This is a genomic window from Hyphomicrobium sp. CS1GBMeth3 (assembly GCF_900117455.1).
GTDB lineage: Bacteria > Pseudomonadota > Alphaproteobacteria > Rhizobiales > Hyphomicrobiaceae > Hyphomicrobium_C.
In genome coordinates, this window is the sequence record NZ_FPHO01000003.1 from 583,280 (window position 1) to 601,862 (window position 18,583).

At 63.9% G+C, this 18,583-nt stretch carries 15 protein-coding genes; 6 read left to right on the plus strand and 9 right to left on the minus strand.

From position 1 onward, the window contains the following. Nucleotides 1-11 precede the first annotated feature (11 nt). The 3 genes from CS1GBM3_RS10005 to CS1GBM3_RS10015 are packed head-to-tail and all read left to right on the plus strand — an operon-like array spanning nucleotide 12 to nucleotide 3,517. Nucleotides 12-1,490, plus strand: coding sequence for a CpaF family protein (locus CS1GBM3_RS10005; RefSeq protein ID WP_072395057.1), 1,479 nt, complete (start codon nucleotides 12-14; stop codon nucleotides 1,488-1,490). Between the two features lie 19 nt (nucleotides 1,491-1,509). Then, nucleotides 1,510-2,520, plus strand: coding sequence for a type II secretion system F family protein (locus tag CS1GBM3_RS10010; RefSeq protein WP_072395059.1), 1,011 nt, complete (start codon nucleotides 1,510-1,512; stop codon nucleotides 2,518-2,520). A gap of 19 nt (nucleotides 2,521-2,539) precedes the next feature. After that, nucleotides 2,540-3,517, plus strand: a complete 978-nt coding sequence (locus tag CS1GBM3_RS10015; RefSeq protein WP_072395068.1) for a type II secretion system F family protein — start codon at nucleotides 2,540-2,542, stop codon at nucleotides 3,515-3,517. Between the two features lie 206 nt (nucleotides 3,518-3,723). Here CS1GBM3_RS10015 and CS1GBM3_RS10020 read toward each other — a convergent pair whose 3' ends face one another. Together CS1GBM3_RS10020 and CS1GBM3_RS10025 are read right to left on the minus strand one after the other, a co-directional pair. Further along, nucleotides 3,724-4,734, minus strand: coding sequence for a tetratricopeptide repeat protein (locus CS1GBM3_RS10020; RefSeq protein ID WP_072395070.1), 1,011 nt, complete (start codon nucleotides 4,732-4,734; stop codon nucleotides 3,724-3,726). A gap of 108 nt (nucleotides 4,735-4,842) precedes the next feature. Further along, entirely contained in the window at nucleotides 4,843-5,502 is a 660-nt protein-coding gene (locus CS1GBM3_RS10025) for a glutathione S-transferase family protein (protein WP_072395072.1), read from the minus strand. A 105-nt stretch (nucleotides 5,503-5,607) separates the two neighbouring features. Here CS1GBM3_RS10025 and CS1GBM3_RS10030 point away from each other — a divergent pair, with 105 nt between their 5' ends. Both CS1GBM3_RS10030 and CS1GBM3_RS10035 read left to right on the plus strand, forming a co-directional pair. Continuing rightward, complete coding sequence (locus CS1GBM3_RS10030; RefSeq protein WP_072395074.1) at nucleotides 5,608-7,059, plus strand: leucyl aminopeptidase family protein; 1,452 nt, start codon at nucleotides 5,608-5,610, stop codon at nucleotides 7,057-7,059. Then, nucleotides 7,056-7,988 (plus strand): C40 family peptidase, encoded by a 933-nt coding sequence (locus CS1GBM3_RS10035; protein WP_083567403.1) that lies wholly within the window; start codon nucleotides 7,056-7,058, stop codon nucleotides 7,986-7,988. Before CS1GBM3_RS10030 ends, CS1GBM3_RS10035 begins: the two co-directional genes overlap by 4 nt. On the opposite strand, the gene CS1GBM3_RS10040 is transcribed toward CS1GBM3_RS10035, so the two are convergent. The 7 genes from CS1GBM3_RS10040 to CS1GBM3_RS10070 form a co-directional block, all read right to left on the minus strand. Next, nucleotides 7,985-8,443, minus strand: coding sequence for a hypothetical protein (locus CS1GBM3_RS10040; RefSeq protein ID WP_072395076.1), 459 nt, complete (start codon nucleotides 8,441-8,443; stop codon nucleotides 7,985-7,987). The two genes, CS1GBM3_RS10035 and CS1GBM3_RS10040, sit on opposite strands and share 4 nt — an antisense overlap. A gap of 110 nt (nucleotides 8,444-8,553) precedes the next feature. After that, a complete protein-coding gene (locus CS1GBM3_RS10045; RefSeq protein ID WP_072395078.1) occupies nucleotides 8,554-10,185 on the minus strand; it encodes an ABC transporter ATP-binding protein in 1,632 nt (543 codons plus the stop codon). A gap of 14 nt (nucleotides 10,186-10,199) precedes the next feature. After that, entirely contained in the window at nucleotides 10,200-11,363 is a 1,164-nt protein-coding gene (locus CS1GBM3_RS10050; protein WP_139247986.1) for an ABC transporter permease, read from the minus strand. 74 nt (nucleotides 11,364-11,437) lie between these two features. Then, nucleotides 11,438-12,550, minus strand: coding sequence for a microcin C ABC transporter permease YejB (locus CS1GBM3_RS10055; RefSeq protein ID WP_072395082.1), 1,113 nt, complete (start codon nucleotides 12,548-12,550; stop codon nucleotides 11,438-11,440). 47 nt (nucleotides 12,551-12,597) lie between these two features. Further along, the gene (locus CS1GBM3_RS10060) at nucleotides 12,598-14,430 is read right to left on the minus strand and encodes an extracellular solute-binding protein (RefSeq protein WP_072395084.1); all 1,833 of its coding nucleotides are present in this window, start codon (nucleotides 14,428-14,430) and stop codon (nucleotides 12,598-12,600) included. Between the two features lie 36 nt (nucleotides 14,431-14,466). Beyond that, entirely contained in the window at nucleotides 14,467-16,521 is a 2,055-nt protein-coding gene (locus tag CS1GBM3_RS10065) for an extracellular solute-binding protein (RefSeq protein ID WP_244534619.1), read from the minus strand. Between the two features lie 258 nt (nucleotides 16,522-16,779). Further along, nucleotides 16,780-17,421, minus strand: coding sequence for a c-type cytochrome (locus CS1GBM3_RS10070; protein ID WP_244534620.1), 642 nt, complete (start codon nucleotides 17,419-17,421; stop codon nucleotides 16,780-16,782). A gap of 327 nt (nucleotides 17,422-17,748) precedes the next feature. On the opposite strand from CS1GBM3_RS10070, the gene CS1GBM3_RS10075 reads away from it, so the two are divergent. Further along, entirely contained in the window at nucleotides 17,749-18,495 is a 747-nt protein-coding gene (locus tag CS1GBM3_RS10075) for a 3-deoxy-manno-octulosonate cytidylyltransferase (protein WP_072395088.1), read from the plus strand. The last annotated feature ends 88 nt before the right edge of the window (nucleotides 18,496-18,583 follow it).

Here is an 18,583-nt window from a genome sequence, read left to right on the forward strand (position 1 = left end):
CGGAGACTGAGATGTTCGGCAGGCGGACCAGCGATCCTGGACAGCAGCGGAGAGTTCCTCAGAACCCTGCCGCCCCCGCGACCGCGCCCGCACCGCAACCCGCGCCGAAGACCGCCGCGCCGCCTCCGCCACCTCCCCCTCCGCGCGAGGAGCCCGTCGAGCCGCAGCGCCACCATTCCGAAGAGTACTACGACGTCAAGACGACGGTCTTCAACGCGTTGATCGACACCATAGACCTGACGCAGCTCGCCAAGCTCGATAGCGCGGCGGCACGCGAGGAGATCCGCGACATCGTCAGCGAGATCATCCAGGTCAAGAACGTCGTCATGTCCATCGCCGAGCAGGAGGAGCTGCTCGAGGACATCTGCAACGACGTCCTAGGCTACGGCCCGCTCGAACCGCTGCTGGCACGCGACGACATCGCCGACATCATGGTCAATGGCGCAGCGACCACCTTCATCGAGGTCGGCGGCAAGACGCAGAAGACGGGCGTGCGCTTCGCTGACAACCAGCAGCTCATGAACATCTGCCAGCGCATCGTGAGCCAGGTCGGCCGGCGCGTCGATGAATCGAGCCCCATATGCGACGCGCGCCTGCCCGACGGCTCCCGTGTCAACGTCATCGCCCCGCCGCTCGCCATCGACGGCCCGGTCCTCACCATCCGCAAGTTCAGGAAAGACCGCCTTACCCTCGACCAGCTGATGCGCTTCGGCGCCATCACGCCCCAGGCCAAGACGATCCTCGAGGTGATCGGACGCGTCCGCTGCAATGTTCTGATCTCCGGCGGCACCGGATCCGGTAAAACCACGCTTCTGAACTGCCTGACCGGCTGCATCGATTCCGACGAGCGCATCATTACCTGCGAGGACTCGGCCGAGCTTCAGTTGCAGCAACCACATGTCGTCCGTCTCGAGACCCGTCCGCCAAACCTCGAAGGCGAAGGCGAGATCACCATGCGCGATCTGGTGAAAAACTGCCTGCGTATGCGCCCGGAGCGGATCATCGTCGGCGAGGTCCGCGGCCCCGAGGCGTTCGACCTGCTGCAGGCCATGAACACCGGCCACGATGGCTCCATGGGCACGCTGCACGCCAACAGCCCGCGCGAGGCCTTGAGCCGCCTCGAAAGCATGATCATGATGGGCGGCTTCACGCTTCCCATCCGCACCATCCGCGAGATGATCGTCGGTTCCATCGACATCATCATCCAGGCCGCTCGCCTGCGCGACGGTTCCCGCAAGGTGACGCACATCACCGAGGTCGTCGGCATGGAGGACGACATCATCACCCTCCAGAACCTAATCGTATACGAGATCACGGGCGAGGACGCCTACGGCCGCCTCACCGGCCATCACCGCTCGACCGGCATCGCGCGACCCGCGTTCTGGGAGCGCGCGCAATACTACAAGGAAGAAGGACGCCTCGCCGGCGCCCTCGCCGCCGCCGAGATGCTCGACGCCAACGGCACCCCGATGGGCGAAACCCAGATTTGACGAAAGGGGGGAGGGGAACATGGACGAAGCGAGCCTGATGCCGCTCTTGACGGCAATGGTAGCGGCTGTTGCGATCGCGGCAGCGGTCTACGCCATCATGTATCCCTACATCTCGGCCGATCGGGTGAAAGACAAGCGCGTCGCGGGCGTCAGCGAAACGCGCACGCGTAAGATCGCGACCCAATCCGCAGCCGAGCTCGCCGCCCAGCGCAAGAAGCAGGTCGTCGATAGCCTGAAGGATATGGAGGCGAGAAAGAAGGCGCGCGAGAAGATCACGCTGCGCCTCCGCCTGGAGCGGGCCGGCCTCGATATCGAGCCCAGGACTTTCTGGATCGCGAGCGCTTGCTCGTCCGTGCTGATGGCGTTGATCGCCCGGATGTCGCTTCCCGTATCGGCGGCAGCGCTCTCACCCATGATCCTGATGGCAGCGCTCCTGGTCGGTGGCCTCGGCCTTCCTCGCCTAGTGCTCGCCAAGCTTGCAGCCCGCCGCCAGAAGAAATTCCAGGCCGAGCTGGCCAATGCCATAGACGTTGTCGTGCGCGGCATCAAATCCGGTCTGCCGCTGAACGAATGTCTCACGGTGATCGCCAAGGAAAGTCCGCAGCCGCTCGCAGCCGAGTTTCAGGACGTCGTCGATCAGCAGCGCGTCGGCGTCCCTCTTGGAGAGGCGCTCGAGCGCGTGACGCGCCGCATGCCGCTGCCCGAGATGAAGTTCTTTTCCATCGTCATCGCCATTCAGCAGCAATCGGGCGGCAACCTCGCCGAAGCCTTGTCGAACCTGTCCGGCGTGCTGCGCGACCGCTTCAAGATGGCCATGAAGGTGAAGGCGCTCTCCGCCGAAGCCAAGGCGTCGGCGCTCATTCTCGGCTGCCTGCCACCCGGCGTAATGCTCATGGTGCACATGTCCTCGCCCGAATACCTGGCGCCACTGCTGAACACACGCACCGGAAATATCTTCATCTTGGCCGGCCTGCTCTGGATGACGATCGGCATCCTCGTCATGCGCAAGATGATCAACTTCAAGTTCTAGCGGGTTCAGGAAGCGCGTCATGCAAGAGATCGTCGATACCGTGATGTCTCCGGCGTTCCTGGCCACCATGCTGGCCGCCGTCTCGGCGTTCGCAACCATCCTTGCCATCGTGATGCCGATCCTGGCGCGCGACCAGCTGAACCAGCGCATGCGCGTGATGGCGCTCGAGCGGGACAAGCTGCGCTCCCAGCGCCTCGCCGAGCTCACCCGCGATCGCGTCGGCACCGTAAAGCTTCGCCAGACGCCCAAGGGTTATATGCAGCAGATCGTCGATCGCCTGGATCTGCGCTCCCAGTTCGACAACGAGGAGCTGCGCAACAAACTGAAGATGGCAGGTCTCCGAGGTGAGGCCCCGCTCGTCGCGTTCATGTTTTTCCGCGTCGTCGCCCCGCCGCTGGTGTTCCTGGCCGCTCTCTTCTACTTGTTTGTACTGTCGGACACGCAGGCGTCGGCGGCAATGAAGCTCGCCTACGCCGTGGCCGCAGCCGCGGCGGGCTACTATCTGCCGAACCTCTTCATTGAGAACCTGGTGCAGAAGCGCCAGCAGGCGATCAAAACCACCTTCCCCGAAGCCCTCGACATGCTCTTGATCTGCGTCCAATCCGGCATGTCGGTCGAGGCGGCCTTCGGTAAGGTCGCCAAGGAGGCCTCGAACCAGAGCGCGGAGCTTGGCGAGGAATTGTCGCTGACGACAGCGGAGCTCTCCTATTTGCCGGACAGGCGGATCGCCTACGAGAACCTGGCGAAACGAACGGCGCTGCCGAGCGTCAAGGCGGTGACGACGGCGCTGATCCAGGCCGAGCGATACGGCACGCCTGTCGGCCAGGCGTTGCGCGTCATGGCCAAGGAGAATCGCGACATGCGCATGTCGGAAGCGGAGAAGAAAGCGGCCGCCCTGCCACCGAAGCTGACCGTGCCGATGATCCTGTTCTTCCTGCCCGTGCTCTTCCTCGTGATCCTCGGCCCCGCCGCCATCACGTTCTGGAAGTTCCAGTAGGCGTCTTACGGCAAGAACACTCCAGCTGACCATTCTCGGTTACCGCCGATTCCGGGCCGCTATGACGTCATGTCTGGATTCACGATATCCCCGTCATGCCGGCGAAGGGCCGGCACCCGCGCCAGCTTCAACGCGCACGACGTTGAGGATCACACGACATCACCGGGCGATGCGCAAAGGAAAGTCCCGACGCGAGCAGCGGATGATTACTCGGCGCTGAACAGGCTCGCCGAACGGCTTCCCGCTTGAGACGCTCCGGATTCCGTCTCGATCTTGCTCGCGCGCAATCGCGGCGCAGCGGCGGCAGGCGGGGAAGGGCGCACCTTGGGAGCATCGGCCTCGGCAACGGCAGGTGCCCAGGTCGCCGTGGCGGGCAGCTCGCGGTGAGGCGCAGCAGCCGGAGCCGCTTTCGGATCGACGTTGACCATCTTGCGCAGAAGCGCCGTATTCGCCTGCGCGTCCTCGGCCGGAAGATCGACGGAAGCCACCTGCGTTGCCTCGTCGTACTTGCCTTGCAGGCCGAGCACGAGGGCGAGATTCTGGCGCACCTTGGCATTCTCGGCACCGGCAACGGACGCACGCCTCAGCAATTGCTCGCCGCGGTCGGGCTCTCCACTCATGGTGTAGGCCAGCGCCAGATTGTTGAGCACGGACGGGTGTTCCGGATTGAGCGCCTGCGCCCGCTCGTAGAAGCCGATCGCATCGCGATAGCTGCCTTCCTTTGCGAGCGCCGTGCCGCGCGCGAGCACGATGCGCCAATCGGGATTGGCGGGATCGTCCGCGATTTCGAGAAGCTTCTTGGCCACGCTGACCTGGTCGAGCTCGAGCGCAAGACGTCCGTAGTCGGCCGCGAGATCACGATTCGTCCCGTGAATGAGCGAGGCCTGCTGCAGGACGGCAAGCGCCTCCCGCTTCTGGCCCGTGGCCTTGAGATTCTGCGCATAGGCAAGCGCCGCATCGAGATCGCGCGGGTTCTTCGCGTAGATCTTGCCCCAATACTCGGTCGCAGCGGCAGGATCGGACGGTGCGGCCTGCTTCACGTCCTCCTTGGAGGGCTCCGGAGACAGCGCCGAGAACAGCCCGGAGCTGTCGTCGCTCCCCGCCTGCGCACAGGCCCCGAGGAGCAGGCTCACCGTAACCGCTACGATCAAACCACGCCGCCGAACCGGTCTGACCAGATCCGGCCGGACCAGAGGCGCGTCGAGATCGGCGGCCATAAACGTCTCCACTGCTCGTCTTGTAACGGGAGTTCACGGGCGGAAGCCCGTCCTCCGTCACTTTCTGATACAGTGATCAATAAACAATTAACGGAGCACAACGAGCCTTTAACGGAATTCCAGCTCCCGCTTTGCGCCTTCGCCCCATTCCGACATTGCTGGCAATGCGAAAAGGGCCTCGATGTAGGCGGTGGCCGTGCCATCGTCACCATACGCGCCGAGGTCGGCGACATAGGTCCGAAGCCGCGAGGCCACCGGGGCATACATCGCGTCAGCAATCGAGAACTGCGAGAACAGGAACGGCCCGTCCGCGCCGAACCGTGCGCGGCAATCCTTCCACAACGTGACGATACGGCGAATATTATCCTGCACCGGCTCCGCATGCTCGTCCTTCGGGTCGGTCGCAATAAACTTCATCGGGCAGTGCTCGCGCAGCGGCTGGAAACCCGAGTGCATCTCAGCGCTCGCCGCACGCGCTACCGCCCGCGCGTCCGCATCGGCGGGCCAGAAACCCTTGTCAGGGTGACGCTCGGCCAGATACTCGAGGATCGCAAGGCTGTCCCAGATCATGAGATCGTTCGCCCACAGCACCGGCACTTTGCCGGCCGGCGAATGGGCCAGGATCTGCTCCTTTTTTTCGGGTGTCCGGAGGTTAATATAGACTTCCGTGAAGGGAATACCCGCCTGCTTCAGGGCCAGCCACGGCCGCAGGCTCCAGCTCGACGTATACTTGTTGCCGATCACCAGTCGGTAGCCGTTACCCGCCATCCCCTGCCCTCTTGCAATTGCGTTTGCGTGCGTGGGAAGGATAATGCCCCATCAAGCATGGCGCGTCCAAGTCGCCAATTTCTCCGAGACTAAAGAACAACATTCATGACCGATAAAACTGCCGATGCGAGCACGCTGTCTCCAACTGACGTGCTGGCCCCTCACGACACCACGGGCCCGAGCATTCCGATCTGGCTAACCTCGGATACCAATCCCGTGTCCGGCATCGATACGCTCGATGACGCCGCCAAGCGCTGGCTCGAGACGACGCGTTTCACGAGCGCGGCGAAGAAGCAGGCTTTTCTCCCCGGCGAGGGCGGCACCATTGCCGGCGTCGCGTTCGGCCTCGGCAACGGTGCGGTCGGCGATCCTTCTGGCCCTTCGGAGCTTCTGATCGGACAGCTCGCAGCAAGTCTGCCTCCAGGCCTCTATCATCTTGGCCGCGAGACACCGCATGCCGCGCTCGCCGCCATCGCCTGGGGTCTCGGCGCCTACAAATTCCGCCGCTACAAGACCGGCGCCTCCGACACACAGCCCGCGCGCCTCAAGATCCCAGAAAGGCTCGACTATCAAGCGATCGTCGACCAGGTGAGCTCGGTCTGGAAAGGGCGCGACCTGATCAACACGCCCGCTTCCGATCTCGCGCCCGAGGATCTCGAAGCCGCAGCCGCGCGTCTCGCCCGCGATCACGGCGCCAGCCTCGAGACGACAGTTGGCAATGACCTCCTCGCAAAGGGCTTCCGCATGATCCACGCCGTCGGCCGCGCCAGCCCGCGCGCGCCGCGTCTCATCGACCTGCGCTGGCAGAAGCCGGGCGGAAGCGCCACGGCTCCAACGTTGACGCTGGTCGGCAAGGGCATCACGTTCGACACCGGTGGCCTCGATATCAAGCCCGCGTCGGCGATGTTGCTGATGAAGAAGGATATGGGCGGCGCCGCGGCGGCATTGACGCTCGCCGAGCTCATCATCACGAGCGGCCTCGACGTACGCCTGCGCCTCTTGATCGCCGCCGCCGAGAACAGCATTGCGGGCGACGCCTTCCGCCCTGGCGACATCCTCCTGAGCCATGCCGGCAAAACCGTCGAGGTGGGCAACACGGATGCGGAGGGCCGCCTCGTCCTCGCCGACGCGCTGTCGCTCGCCGACGAGGAAAGTCCCGACACGGTGCTCGTGTTCGCAACCTTGACCGGCGCTGCCCGCGTCGCGCTCGGCCCGGACCTTCCCGCAGTCTTCACCAACGACGACGCATTTGCCACCGCCCTTACCAGCGAAGCCGCTGCAGTCGGCGATCCGCTCTGGCGCATGCCGCTCTGGCCCGGCTATGAGCGCCACCTCGACAGCGAGGTCGCCGACATGAATAACGTCTATGAGGCGCCTTTCGCGGGCGCCATCACGGCGGCGCTGTTCCTCAAGCGCTTCGTGAAGAATGCGCGCCGCTTCGCGCACTTCGATCTTTATGGATGGCGCCCCGCCGCGCGTCCCCTCGGCCCGAAGGGCGGCGAGCCGCAAACGGCACGCGCCATCTTCTCAGTCATCAGCAAAGAGTTCACCTCATGACGGACGAGAACGCAGGGGGAAACGGGACCGCGAGAAGCACCCCGCCGCCGCTGCCGCAGCAGGCGCTCGACCCGCGCCGCAATGTCGTCCGCCAGGACCTCGCGGCGTTGTCGCTGCGCGACCGCGTGGCGGCACCGCGCTATGCGCCCGGCATCGTGCGGCAGGTCATACGCCCCGCCGTTCCCCTGCGCCGCGAGCCGAACGCCAAGCTCGGCCTCGAGACGGAAGCGCTCTACGGCGAGCTGGTGCGCGTCTACGATGAAGCCGACGGATGGGCCTGGGTTCAGCTCGAGCGCGACCGCTACGTCGGCTACCTGCCGTCCGCAACACTGACCGGCGAAATCGTGCCGATGACCCACCGCGTCAAGGCGCTCGGCACATTCATCTACCCCGCCCCGGACATCAAGACACCGCCACTACTGCATTTGCCGCTCAATGCAGAGGTTTGCGTGGCGGAATGGGACGATCGCTTCTGCCGCCTCAAGCGCGGCGGCTTCGTCATCACGCGGCATCTGACGGAGCGCGACCGGTTCGAGAGGGATTTCGTCGACATCGCCGAGCGCCTGATCGGCTCGCCTTACCTGTGGGGCGGCCGTACGCGCATCGGCATCGATTGCTCGGGCCTCGTGCAGGTCTCGCTCGAGGCAGCCGGCATAGCCGCCCCGCGCGACACCGATATGCAGGCCACTGAGCTCGGCACTGCGATTCCCGTGCCAGGCGACCTCGAAGGCTTGAAGCGTGGCGATCTCATCTTCTGGCCGGGCCACGTCGGCATCATGAGCGACGGCGTCATGCTCGTGCACGCCAACGCTCACCACATGGCAGTCGCCGCCGAAACACTGCCCGAAGCCGCCGAGCGCATCGCCAGGCAGTCGGCTCCTATCACGACCATCCGCCGCCTCGCAGCGTCACCCGACAGAGGCGCTTAATCGCCGTACGTTCGCCGATACGGCAGGAAGTGCCGATCGCGGCTCTCGGCGCTCCCGCCCGGCTGCGACCCGGAACGCCAAACGACGCCCTCATCAAGCCGCACGAGCGTCTCAACGTCGGCCGCAACGCCCGTCGCCGTACTCACCCACCGACGCTGGATCACGTCGCCTTCGACGATCCGCTCGAGCAGCCGCACGAGCTGATCGAGACTTTGCAGCGCGCAATCTTCGTAGGTCTCGCCAGCAACCGAGATATCGAACCGGCCGTTTTGTTTCAGCGCAATCGCGACAGGGCAAGCCGTTGCAATATGAGGCTCGATCGACAGCAGCCAGCTCTGCCCGTCGCGCGCTTCCACCGTGGAGGCGACATCCGCGATCGTCGGCACCCAATAGCGGAGCTGCTCGATCGTCGTCTCGATCGAGACCGACCGCGCCACATCCGGCGGCGTATTCATGGAGCGTAACCTGACCAGAGGAACTTGAAGCCCGCAAAGTTGCAGCGCTCACGAGACTATCTGGAAGCGAACCGCCGGGCCATCCGTAAAACTGCCGCGCGCCGTGACCGTCAGCCCGCGACGGCAGCGCGATGCGCGACCTTGAGATCGAACGCGGCCGCGAGCAGCGCCTTCGTGTAATCGGCCTTGGGCGCCGTAAAGATCTCCTCGGCAGGTCCCTCCTCCACGGCGCGCCCGTTGCGCATAACGATCACATAGTTGCAAAGCGCCCGCACCACCTTGAGATCGTGACTGATGAACACGTACGCGAGGTTCCGGCGCGCCTGCAGATCACGCAAGAGATCGACGATCTGCGCCTGCACACTCATGTCGAGCGCGCTCGTCGGCTCGTCGAGCACGATGAACTTCGGCTCGAGCGCCATTGCGCGCGCGATGGCGATGCGCTGACGCTGACCGCCAGAGAACTCGTGCGGATACCGGTCGAGCGCGGACGCATCGAGGCCGACCTCCTTCAGCGCCTCCGCCGCCCGCTCACGCCTCTGCTCTTCCGTCCAATCCGGCTTCTGGATCAGAAGCCCTTCCTCGATGATGCCGAAAATCGAGAGGCGCGGCGACAGCGACCCGTAAGGGTCCTGAAACACCACCTGCATCTCCCGCCGGAGCGGCCGCATCTCCTTCGACGACAGTCCGTCAATACGCTGGCCCATGTAGACGATCGGTCCTTGCGACGAAATCAACCGCAGGATCGCGAGCCCGAGCGTCGTCTTGCCGGATCCGGACTCACCGACCACGCCCACCGTCTGCCCGGCGAGGATCTTGACCGAGAGCCCGTCGACGGCTTTCACGTGGTCCACCGTCCGCTGAAACAAGCCGCGCTTGATCGGAAACCACACCTTGAGATCGTTCGTCTCAGCAATCACCGGCGCATCGGCTTCGAAACTTGGCGGCGCTCCCTTGGGCTCGGCCGCGAGCAGATGGCGTGTGTAAGGGTGCTGCGGCGCAGTGAACAGCGCTTCGGTCGGCTGCTCCTCGACGATCTCGCCGCGCTGCATGACGTAGACGCGTTCCGCCATGCGCCGCACGATACCGAGGTCGTGCGTGATCAGCAGCAGTGCCATGCCCATCTCGCGCTGGAGATCGCGCAGAAGCTCGAGGATCTGCGCCTGGATCGTCACGTCGAGCGCCGTTGTCGGCTCGTCCGCGATCAAGAGATCCGGCTCGTTGGCGAGCGCCATGGCGATCATGACACGCTGGCGCTGCCCACCCGAAAGCTGATGCGGGAAGGCATCGAGCCGCTTTTCCGGCTCCGGAATACCGACCTTGGTAAGAAGCTCGAGAATGCGCGCGCGCAGCGCCGCGCCATTCAGACCCCGATGCAGCTTCAGCATCTCGCCGACCTGCCGCTCGATGGTGTGCAGCGGATTGAGCGACGTCATCGGCTCCTGGAAGATCATCGCGATGCGCCCGCCGCGGATGCGCTTGAGCTCCGCCTCCGACGCCTTGAGCAGGTCCTTGCCCTCGAAAAAGATCTCACCCGAGGGATGCGACGCCGGGGGATAAGGCAGAAGCCGCAGGATAGACAGCGCCGACACGGATTTGCCGCTGCCGGACTCCCCGACCAGCGCCACCGTCTCGCCCCGGTTGATGCGGAACGACACGCCCTTCACCGCCGTCGTCGTCACGCCGCCCGCGCGGAACGCGACCGAGAGGTTTTTGACGTTGACGAGAACTTCTCGCGACATAAGCCCGCTCCTCCTCACGCGAAGGTCTTGCGGGGATCAAGCGCGTCGCGCACCCCCTCGAAGATGAAGATCAGCAGCGACAGCATGATCGCGATCGAGAAGAACGCGCTCATGCCGAGCCACGGCGCGCCGAGATCACCCTTGCCTTGCAGCAGAAGCTCGCCCAGCGACGGCGAGCCGGGCGGCAATCCGAGCCCGAGGAAATCGAGCGACGTGAGCGTTGTGATCGAGCCCGAAAGCTGGAACGGCATGAACGTGACGGTGGCGACTGCCGCATTCGGCAGCACGTGCTTCCACATGATGGTGGTGTCCGAAAGCCCGAGCGCCCGCGCCGCGCGTACATACTCGAAGTTGCGCGCGCGCAAGAATTCCGCCCGCACCACACCCACGAGCGACGTCCATTGGAACGCCAGGAGCACGAACAACAGCGTCCAGAATCCTGGCACCAGCACCGCCGCGATGATGATCAGCACGTAGAGCGTCGGTATGTTGCCCCATATCTCGAGGAAGCGCTGCATCGTGAGGTCGATCCAGCCGCCGTAGTAGCCTTGCACGGCGCCAGCGGCGATGCCGATAATGCTGGAAAAGATGGTCAGGATCAGACCAAACAGAACCGAGATGCGGAACCCGTAGATAACGCGCGCCAGCACGTCCCGGCCCTGGTTGTCGAGCCCGAGCCAGTTCCAGTTTCCTATCGCGAGATAACGTTCCATCTGATCTGGTGGCGCGTCGCAGAGCTTGGCTCGCGCTGCCCATTGCGGTGGTGCCGGATAGCCGAGCCCACCCTGATGCGAGACGCCGTCCCGCTCGATGACGCAGCGCCCCTCAGAATCGACGCGGTTCGGATAGTCCTTGTTGATGGTGTCGTAGGAGTAGCGGATCGGCGGCCAAAGCATCCAGCCGTTGGCTTCTATCTCGTCGATGATCATCGGATCGCGGTAGTCGGTGACGGCCAGGAAGCCGCCGAATTTCGATTCCGGGTAGTCGACCAGCACCGGGAACAGCGTCTCGCCCTTGTAGCGGGCGATCAACGGCCGGTCGTTGGCAATCAGCTCCGCGAACAGCGTCACCACAAACAGCACCAGGAAGAGGATGAGGCTCCAGTAGCCGCGCCGGTTGGCCTTGAAGTTCGCCCATCGGCGCGCGTTGATCGGCGATAGCTTGAACCGTGGCAGCATGCGCGTGTAGAGCGGCGGCCGAATGAGATCCGGCCTCACCTCCTCTATGTCCTCTTCGCGTCGGGCGTCCATGGCTAGACCTCCCGGCTCTCGAAGTCGATGCGCGGATCGACCAGCGTATAGACGAAATCGGTGACGACGTTCACGACAAGTCCCAGCAGCGCGAAGATGTAAAGCGTCGCGAATACCACCGCATAGTCGCGCTTGATCGCCGACTCGAAGCCGAGCAGCCCGAGCCCGTCGAGCGAGAAGATGGTCTCGATCAAGAGCGATCCGGAGAAGAACGCGCTGACGAACGCAGCCGGGAACCCGGCGATGATCAACAGCATGGCGTTGCGGAAAATATGCCCGTAGAGCACCTCTCGCTCACCGAGCCCCTTCGAGCGCGCTGTGATGACGTACTGCTTGCGGATCTCGTCGAGAAAGCTGTTCTTGGTCAGGAACGCCATCGTCGTGAAGGCACCGAGCGCCATGGCGATGATCGGCAGCGTCAGGTGCCAGAAGTAGTCGACCACTTTTCCGATCAGCGACAGCTGATCCCAGTTGTCTGACGTGAGCCCGCGCGACGGAAAGAGCTGGAAGAACGAAGAGCCCGCGAACACGATCAGCAAAAGCACCGCGATCAGGAAGCCCGGCACCGCATACCCGATGACCAGCACCGTACTGGTCCAGGTGTCGAACTTCTCGCCGTCCCGCACAGCTTTGCGGATGCCGAGCGGGATCGCGATGAGATAGGTGATCAACGTCATCCAGATCCCGAGCGAGATAGAGACCGGCAGCTTCTCCTTGATCAGCTCGATCACCGACACGTCGCGGAAGTAGCTCTTGCCGAAGTCGAACATCAGGTAGTTCTTCATCATGAGCAGGAAGCGCTCATGCGCCGGCTTGTCGAAGCCGAACTGCTTCTCGAGGCTCTTGATGAACTCCGGGTCGAGCCCCTGCGCGCCACGGTATTTCGACGTGACACTGTCGCCTCCACCTTGGCCGAGCTGACTGCCTCCACCCAGAGTATCGCGCGCGCCTCCGCCGATCCGGTCCGAGATCGACATGTCGCTACCCGTCAGCTTGGCGATCATCTGCTCGACCGGACCGCCCGGCGCGAACTGAATGATCACGAAGCTGATCAGCATGATGCCGATCATAGTCGGAATGATCAGCAGCAGTCGCTTGAGGAGATAGGCAGCCATCGTATGATCATATCCTCATGCGCCCGGGGCGCGTCAAACGCTGAGCCCTATCGCTTGGCCAGTTTCCCGGCCTTTTCGGCGTCGTACCACCATGTTTCGAGCGCACCGCGCTCATACTTGGGCTTAACCTCGGGCCATCCGAACTTGTCCCAGAACGCGAGGTTGTGCTCACCTTTGTACCACTGCGGCACCCAATAATAGCCCGCACGCAACACGCGATCGGCGGCACGCGTGGCAGTCACAAGCTCCTCGCGCGACTTCGCCGCCACCACCTTGTCGATAAGCTGGTCGAGCACGGGATCGGCGATGCCCGCAAGATTGAAGCTACCGTTCATTGCCGCCGCCTGCGAGCCCCAGAAGTTCTTGAGCTCGATGCCCGGCGTCAGCCTCAGCGCATAGCGTTGCGTCGTAAGGTCAAAATCAAAGCTCTTCATGCGCTGCTCATATTGAGCCGCATCGACGCGGCGCATGGAAGCGTCGATCCCGATCGCCTTCAGGTTCTTGAGGTACGGCGCCACGATGCGCTCGAACGCCGGTGAATCGATCAGAAACTCGATCGTGAGCGGTTGCCCGGCCGCGTTGCGCAGACCTTGCGGCGTCTGCTCCCAGCCAGCCTCCTTGAGCAGCCTGGCGGCCTCGCGAAGCTGCGTGCGGTTGTTGCCGCTGCCGTCGGTCACCGGCGGCGAGACCGCTTCGCCGAATACGGCTTCCGGAAGCTTATCGCGGAACGGCTCCAAAAGTTTCAGTTCCTCGGCCGACGGCTTGCCGGTCGCCTTGAGGTCCGAGTTCTCAAAATAGCTCGCCGTGCGCGTATAGAGCCCGAAGAATAAGTTCTTGTTGCTCCACTCGAAATCGAAGGCGTAGTTCAGCGCCTGCCGAACGCGTACGTCTTTGAACTTGTCGCGCCGCGTGTTGATGAAGAAGCCTTGCGCGCCGGAGGGGCGCTCATCCGGAATGGTCAAAAGCTTGATGCGACCATCCTTGACGGCCGGCACATTGTAGCCGCCAGCCCAATCCTTCGACGTGAATTCCTCGCGAAAGTCGAAGTTACCCGCGAGCAGGTTCTCGAGCTCGAGCGTGCGATCGCGATAGTATTCGTAGCGAACCTCGTCGAAGTTGTTGATCCCGCGGTTGACCGGCAGATCCTTGCCCCAATAGTCGTCACGCCGAAGGTAGGTGACGTAAGTCCCGGCCTTGAACGGCCCCACCTTATAGGGGCCCGAGCCCAGCGGCGGCTCGAGCGTCGTGCGGTCGAACTCGTTGGTCGTGTAATAGGCTTTGGACAGCACCGGCAGTGTCGCGACCGTGGTCGGCAGGTCGCGTATTAGCGCGCCCTCGAACGTATAGCGGACGGTATGCGCATCGAGCGCCTCTGCCGATTTCACGTCGCGTAGCGGCATGGCATAGGCCGGATGCCCCTTCGCCTTGAGGGTCTCGAACGAGAACACGACGTCCTCGGCCGTCACCGCGCTGCCGTCAGCGAACTTGGCTTCCGGCCGAAGCTTGAACGTGACCGAGAGGCCATCCGGCGCCACGTCCGCCGACTCTGCAATGAGCCCGTAGACTGAATCCGGCTCGTCGAGCGCCCGCGCCATCAGGCTATCGAACACGAGCGGCATGCCCTGCGCCGCATCGCCCCTGAGAATGAACGGGTTGAAGCTGTCGAAGGTCGTTAGCCCACCGCTGCCGATCTGCGAGGCGCGTCCCCCTTTCGCGGCATCCGGGTTTACGTAGTCGAAATGCTTGAAGTCGGGCGGATACTTGAGATCACCGAAGATCGACAGCCCGTGGCTCGGCTCCGCTCCAGCAGGCATCGCGAGCCCCGCCGCAAGCCCCAGGGCCAAAACCACTCCAAGCCGCACGCCGCTCAACTGTCTCATCTCACCTCCGCGCGAACGCCGGGACACGTGTCGATGTCATCTCCTGTGCGCGGCGAGCGCCTGTTCCTTGCCCGGATCGATCCACCAGACCTGGGTGACCGCGCTCGTCAAAGACGGAAGCTTCTCGGGCCGGCCGAAAACATTCCACGTCACGAGCCATTCGTACGGATTGTACCACTGCGGCACCAGATAATGCCCCCACAGCAACACGCGATCGAGGGCGCGGGTGTACGCGACAAGCTCCTCGCGGTCCTTGGCCAGGATCAACTTCTCGATAATCGCGTCGATCACCGGATCCTTGATGCCGATGGTGTTGCGCGTGCCGTTCTGGTCAGCCGCGGCCGAGCCCCAGAAGTCACGCTGCTCGTTGCCGGGCGACATCGACTGCGGGAAACTGTCGATGATGATGTCGTAATCGAAGCTCGACTCTCTCTGCTCGTACTGCGCAGGGTCGACGACACGGACGCTCGCGCGCACGCCAATCTTGGCGAGGTTCGAGATATAATGCGCGACATGCCGCTGGAAGGCCTCGGAGCCGAGCAGGAATTCCACCGTGAACGGCTCGCCCTTGGCGTTGCGCAGCACCGCTTCCTTACGGGCCGTGCCGAGCCCGATCGCGCGTCCCGCCTTGCAGAAAAATCCGCAGTTCGGATCCTCGACCTCCTCCTGGCGCACTTCCCAACCGGCTTCTTTGAAGAGCCGCATGGCCTCGGCGAGGTTTTTGCGCACGTCCTCGCGCGAGGCGAACACCGGATTCTTCCACTCCGTGGTGAACACCTCGGGCGGCAGCTCCTTCTCGAACTCCCTGAGGATCTCGAGCTCGCGGCCCTGCGGAAGCCCTTTCGCCGCCAGCTCCGAGTTGTCGAAGTAGCTCGCGACACGCGTGTACTGGCCGAACAGCACGCTCCTGTTCAGGTCCTCGAAGTCGAAAGCGTAGTTGAAAGCCTGGCGCACGCGCGGATCCTTGAACTTGTCGCGCCGCGTGTTGAACACGAAGCCCTGCATCCTCGCCACGCCCTTGGTCGGGATGGTCTCCTTTTTGGCCCAGCCCTTCTTGATGGCCTCGAAATCGAACTGCGTGGCCCAGGCGCTGGCCGTGTTCTCGCGCCAGAGATCCGCGCGCCCGCTCTTGAAGTCCTCGAATGCCGCCGTGCGCTCGCGAAAATACTGGAAGCGCAGCTCGTCGAAGTTGTACTGCCCCTTCCGGACCGGCAGATCCTGCGCCCAGTAATCCTTGACGCGCTCGAGCACGATGCGGTTGCCGGTGTCGACCGTCTTGACCTTGTAGGGCCCCGAGCCGAGCGGCACTTCGAGCGTGCTCTTGGCGAGATCGCGCGGCTCGCCGTTGCGGCCCGTCGCTTCCCAGAAGTGCTTCGGAAAGACCGTCAGCTGCCCCAGGATCTGCGGCAGCTCGCGATTGCCGGTGATGTCGAAGGTGAAGGTGACTTCGTGATCGCCCGTTTTCTCGGCCTTGACGACGTTCTTGTAGTAGCGGGCATACATAGGATGCGCTTTCTTGATCGCATCCAGGCTGAAGATGACGTCCTCCGGCGTGATCGGGCGGCCGTCATGGAACCGAGCCTCTGGCCTGAGCCCGAACTTGGCCCACGAATAATCGGGCGGATAGGACACCCACTCGGCGATGAGACCATACTCCGTCGATTCCTCGTCGGGGCTGCCAGCCATGAGCGAGTCGTAGATCATCGCCACGGCGCCCGCCGGCACACCCCGGATCGAGTAAGGGTTGAGCGAGTCGAACGTGCCTTCGGCTGCGAACCGCAAGACCCCGCCCTTTGGCGCGTCCGGGTTGACCCAGTCGAAGTGCTTGAAGTCGGCACCGAACTTCGGCTCGCCGATCAGCGACAGAGCGTGATGGCGTACAGGTTCCGCAGCGTTTGCCTGGGGTGCGGGAGCAGCTGCAGGTGGAGCGGCCTCCGCCGGAGGAGCCGTCTCAGCGGGCGGGGGCGCGGTTGGCGCGGCCGGCTGCTCCTGCGCACGAACGGTGACACTGGGAATGGCGAGCATGGCCAGGGCTGCGAGAAAGGGAAAGAAGGAAGCGCTGCGCCTAAGAACCATGAAATCCGCTGCCATCGTCACGACTGTCCCATGTCAGGAAAAAGGGCGGAGCGGATATGCTGACGCGCCGCTCCACGGGCCGCAGCGAGCGCCGACGGCCCCAAGGAAAGTCCAGTACCTAGCACGGCTTCGCCCGGATGCGGATTAAAGATCGGCAAGCTGAACCCGCCCTCACGGCCTGACGCGAATGCGGACAACAGCTCGAAATATCGAAAGAAATAAAAATCGCAACGCGAGGCGCGCATGCGGCAGCACGCCACGGCGCTGAGCGCCTTATTGAGGTGCTGGCGCAGGTGTCTCAGGCGCGGGCGCCGGCGCTGCGCCAGCGTCGGGCTGAGCAGCGGGAGCTGTCGCTTCCGGCAGCGGCAGCGGGCTGTCCGAAAGCGTACGAATGTAGGCGATGAGATCCGCGAGCTCGCCCGTGTCGGAGACGCCGGCAAAGATCATCTTGGTGCCCGGCATGAACTCGCGTGGTTTGTGCAGGAAATGCGCAAGATCGGCGTAGTTCCAATCGACATTCTTCGACTTCATGGCATCGGAGTAGCCCTTGAAGTCCGGATACGAGGCATGCGGACGTCCAAGCACACCCCACAGGTTCGGGCCGGCCTTGCTGGCTGCATCCTTCTGCGCCGAATGGCAGGCAAGGCACTTCTTGAATGTCCCAGCTCCATTGTCGGGATTGGCCGTCGGCAATGCGGCAATGACCTGAGCCGGATCGAAGACCGCCGGAGCGGCAGCGCCGCCACCATCGGTTGCCCCACCGCCGCCCTCGGCCGGCGCCGGAAGCGTGTAGCCTCCGGTGATCTCGCTGTGCGACTGGTGCGCGATATCGATGAACGTCTTGGGAACGAAGATGACGAGCAGCGCCGCCAGCACAGCGCCCGCAAACTTGCTCAGTTCAAATGAGTCCACCATCTCGTCACCCCGCAGCCGCTTTCCGATTCGTTTTTCAAAGGCCGTGAATAGTTAACGACACATCTTCGCGCTCGAGTCCAAGCCCGCCGTTGTCGTCGGCTGAGGAAGGAGAGCTTGCCGGCACGTCGCGCCATCCCAGAGGCATCTACAAGACCCAAGCCGTACCTTGCAACCCCGTGTTCTGCCGGTTTACAGCTCTTGACCGGCGGCGCGCCCGCAATCGCCCATCGAGCGATCCAGTGCTGCGCCAAGAATAGGCGAAGGGCCTCTACCTTCCATGGGGCCAAATGTCCGTGAACGGGACGGCGCCAACCCAGACCGAGCAATATGACCAGAAACCTGATCATCATTCCCGCCCGCATGGCCTCGACGCGCCTCCCCGATAAGCCCCTGGCCGATATCGAGGGCGAGCCGATGATCGTCCGCGTCTGGCGCCAGGCCCACGCAGCCGAGATGGGCCGCGTGGTGGTGGCCGCCGATGCCGAGGAGATTTGCGCCGCCGTGCGCGCAGCCGGCGGCGAGGCCCTGATGACCCGCCCGGACCACGCCTCGGGCTCCGACCGCATTTTCGAAGCCCTGAACCGTGTCGACCCCGATGCCGAGACCGAAGTCATCGTCAACGTGCAGGGCGACCTGCCGACCATCGACCCGGCCCTGATCCGCACCTGCGTCTCCGTGCTCGCCAGCAAAGGGCCCCACATCGCGACCCTGGCCGCCGAGATCACCGACGAGAGCGAGCGCATCAATCCCAACGTCGTGAAGGTCGTGGGCACACCGCTCGCCGAGCCGAACCGGCTGCGCGCCCTCTATTTCACACGTGCGACAGCCCCCTACGGCGACGGGCCCCTCTATCACCACGTCGGTCTTTACGCCTATCGGCGCACGGCGCTGGAACGTTTCGTGGCGCTTCCCCCATCGCACCTCGAGAAACGCGAGCGGCTGGAGCAGCTGCGCGCGCTCGAGGCCAGCATGCGCATCGACGTGGCCGTCGTTGACACCGTTCCCCTCGGTGTCGATACTCCGGACGACCTCGAACGGGCCCGCAAGCTCGTCAGAAAGGCGCGTCGGGCATGAAATTCCCCAACTTCGTTTTTCGCCCCACTTTCCGCGTCTGACGCGACGTCGGACGTCCCGCACCTTTCTCCGTTTCCGTCACCGACGA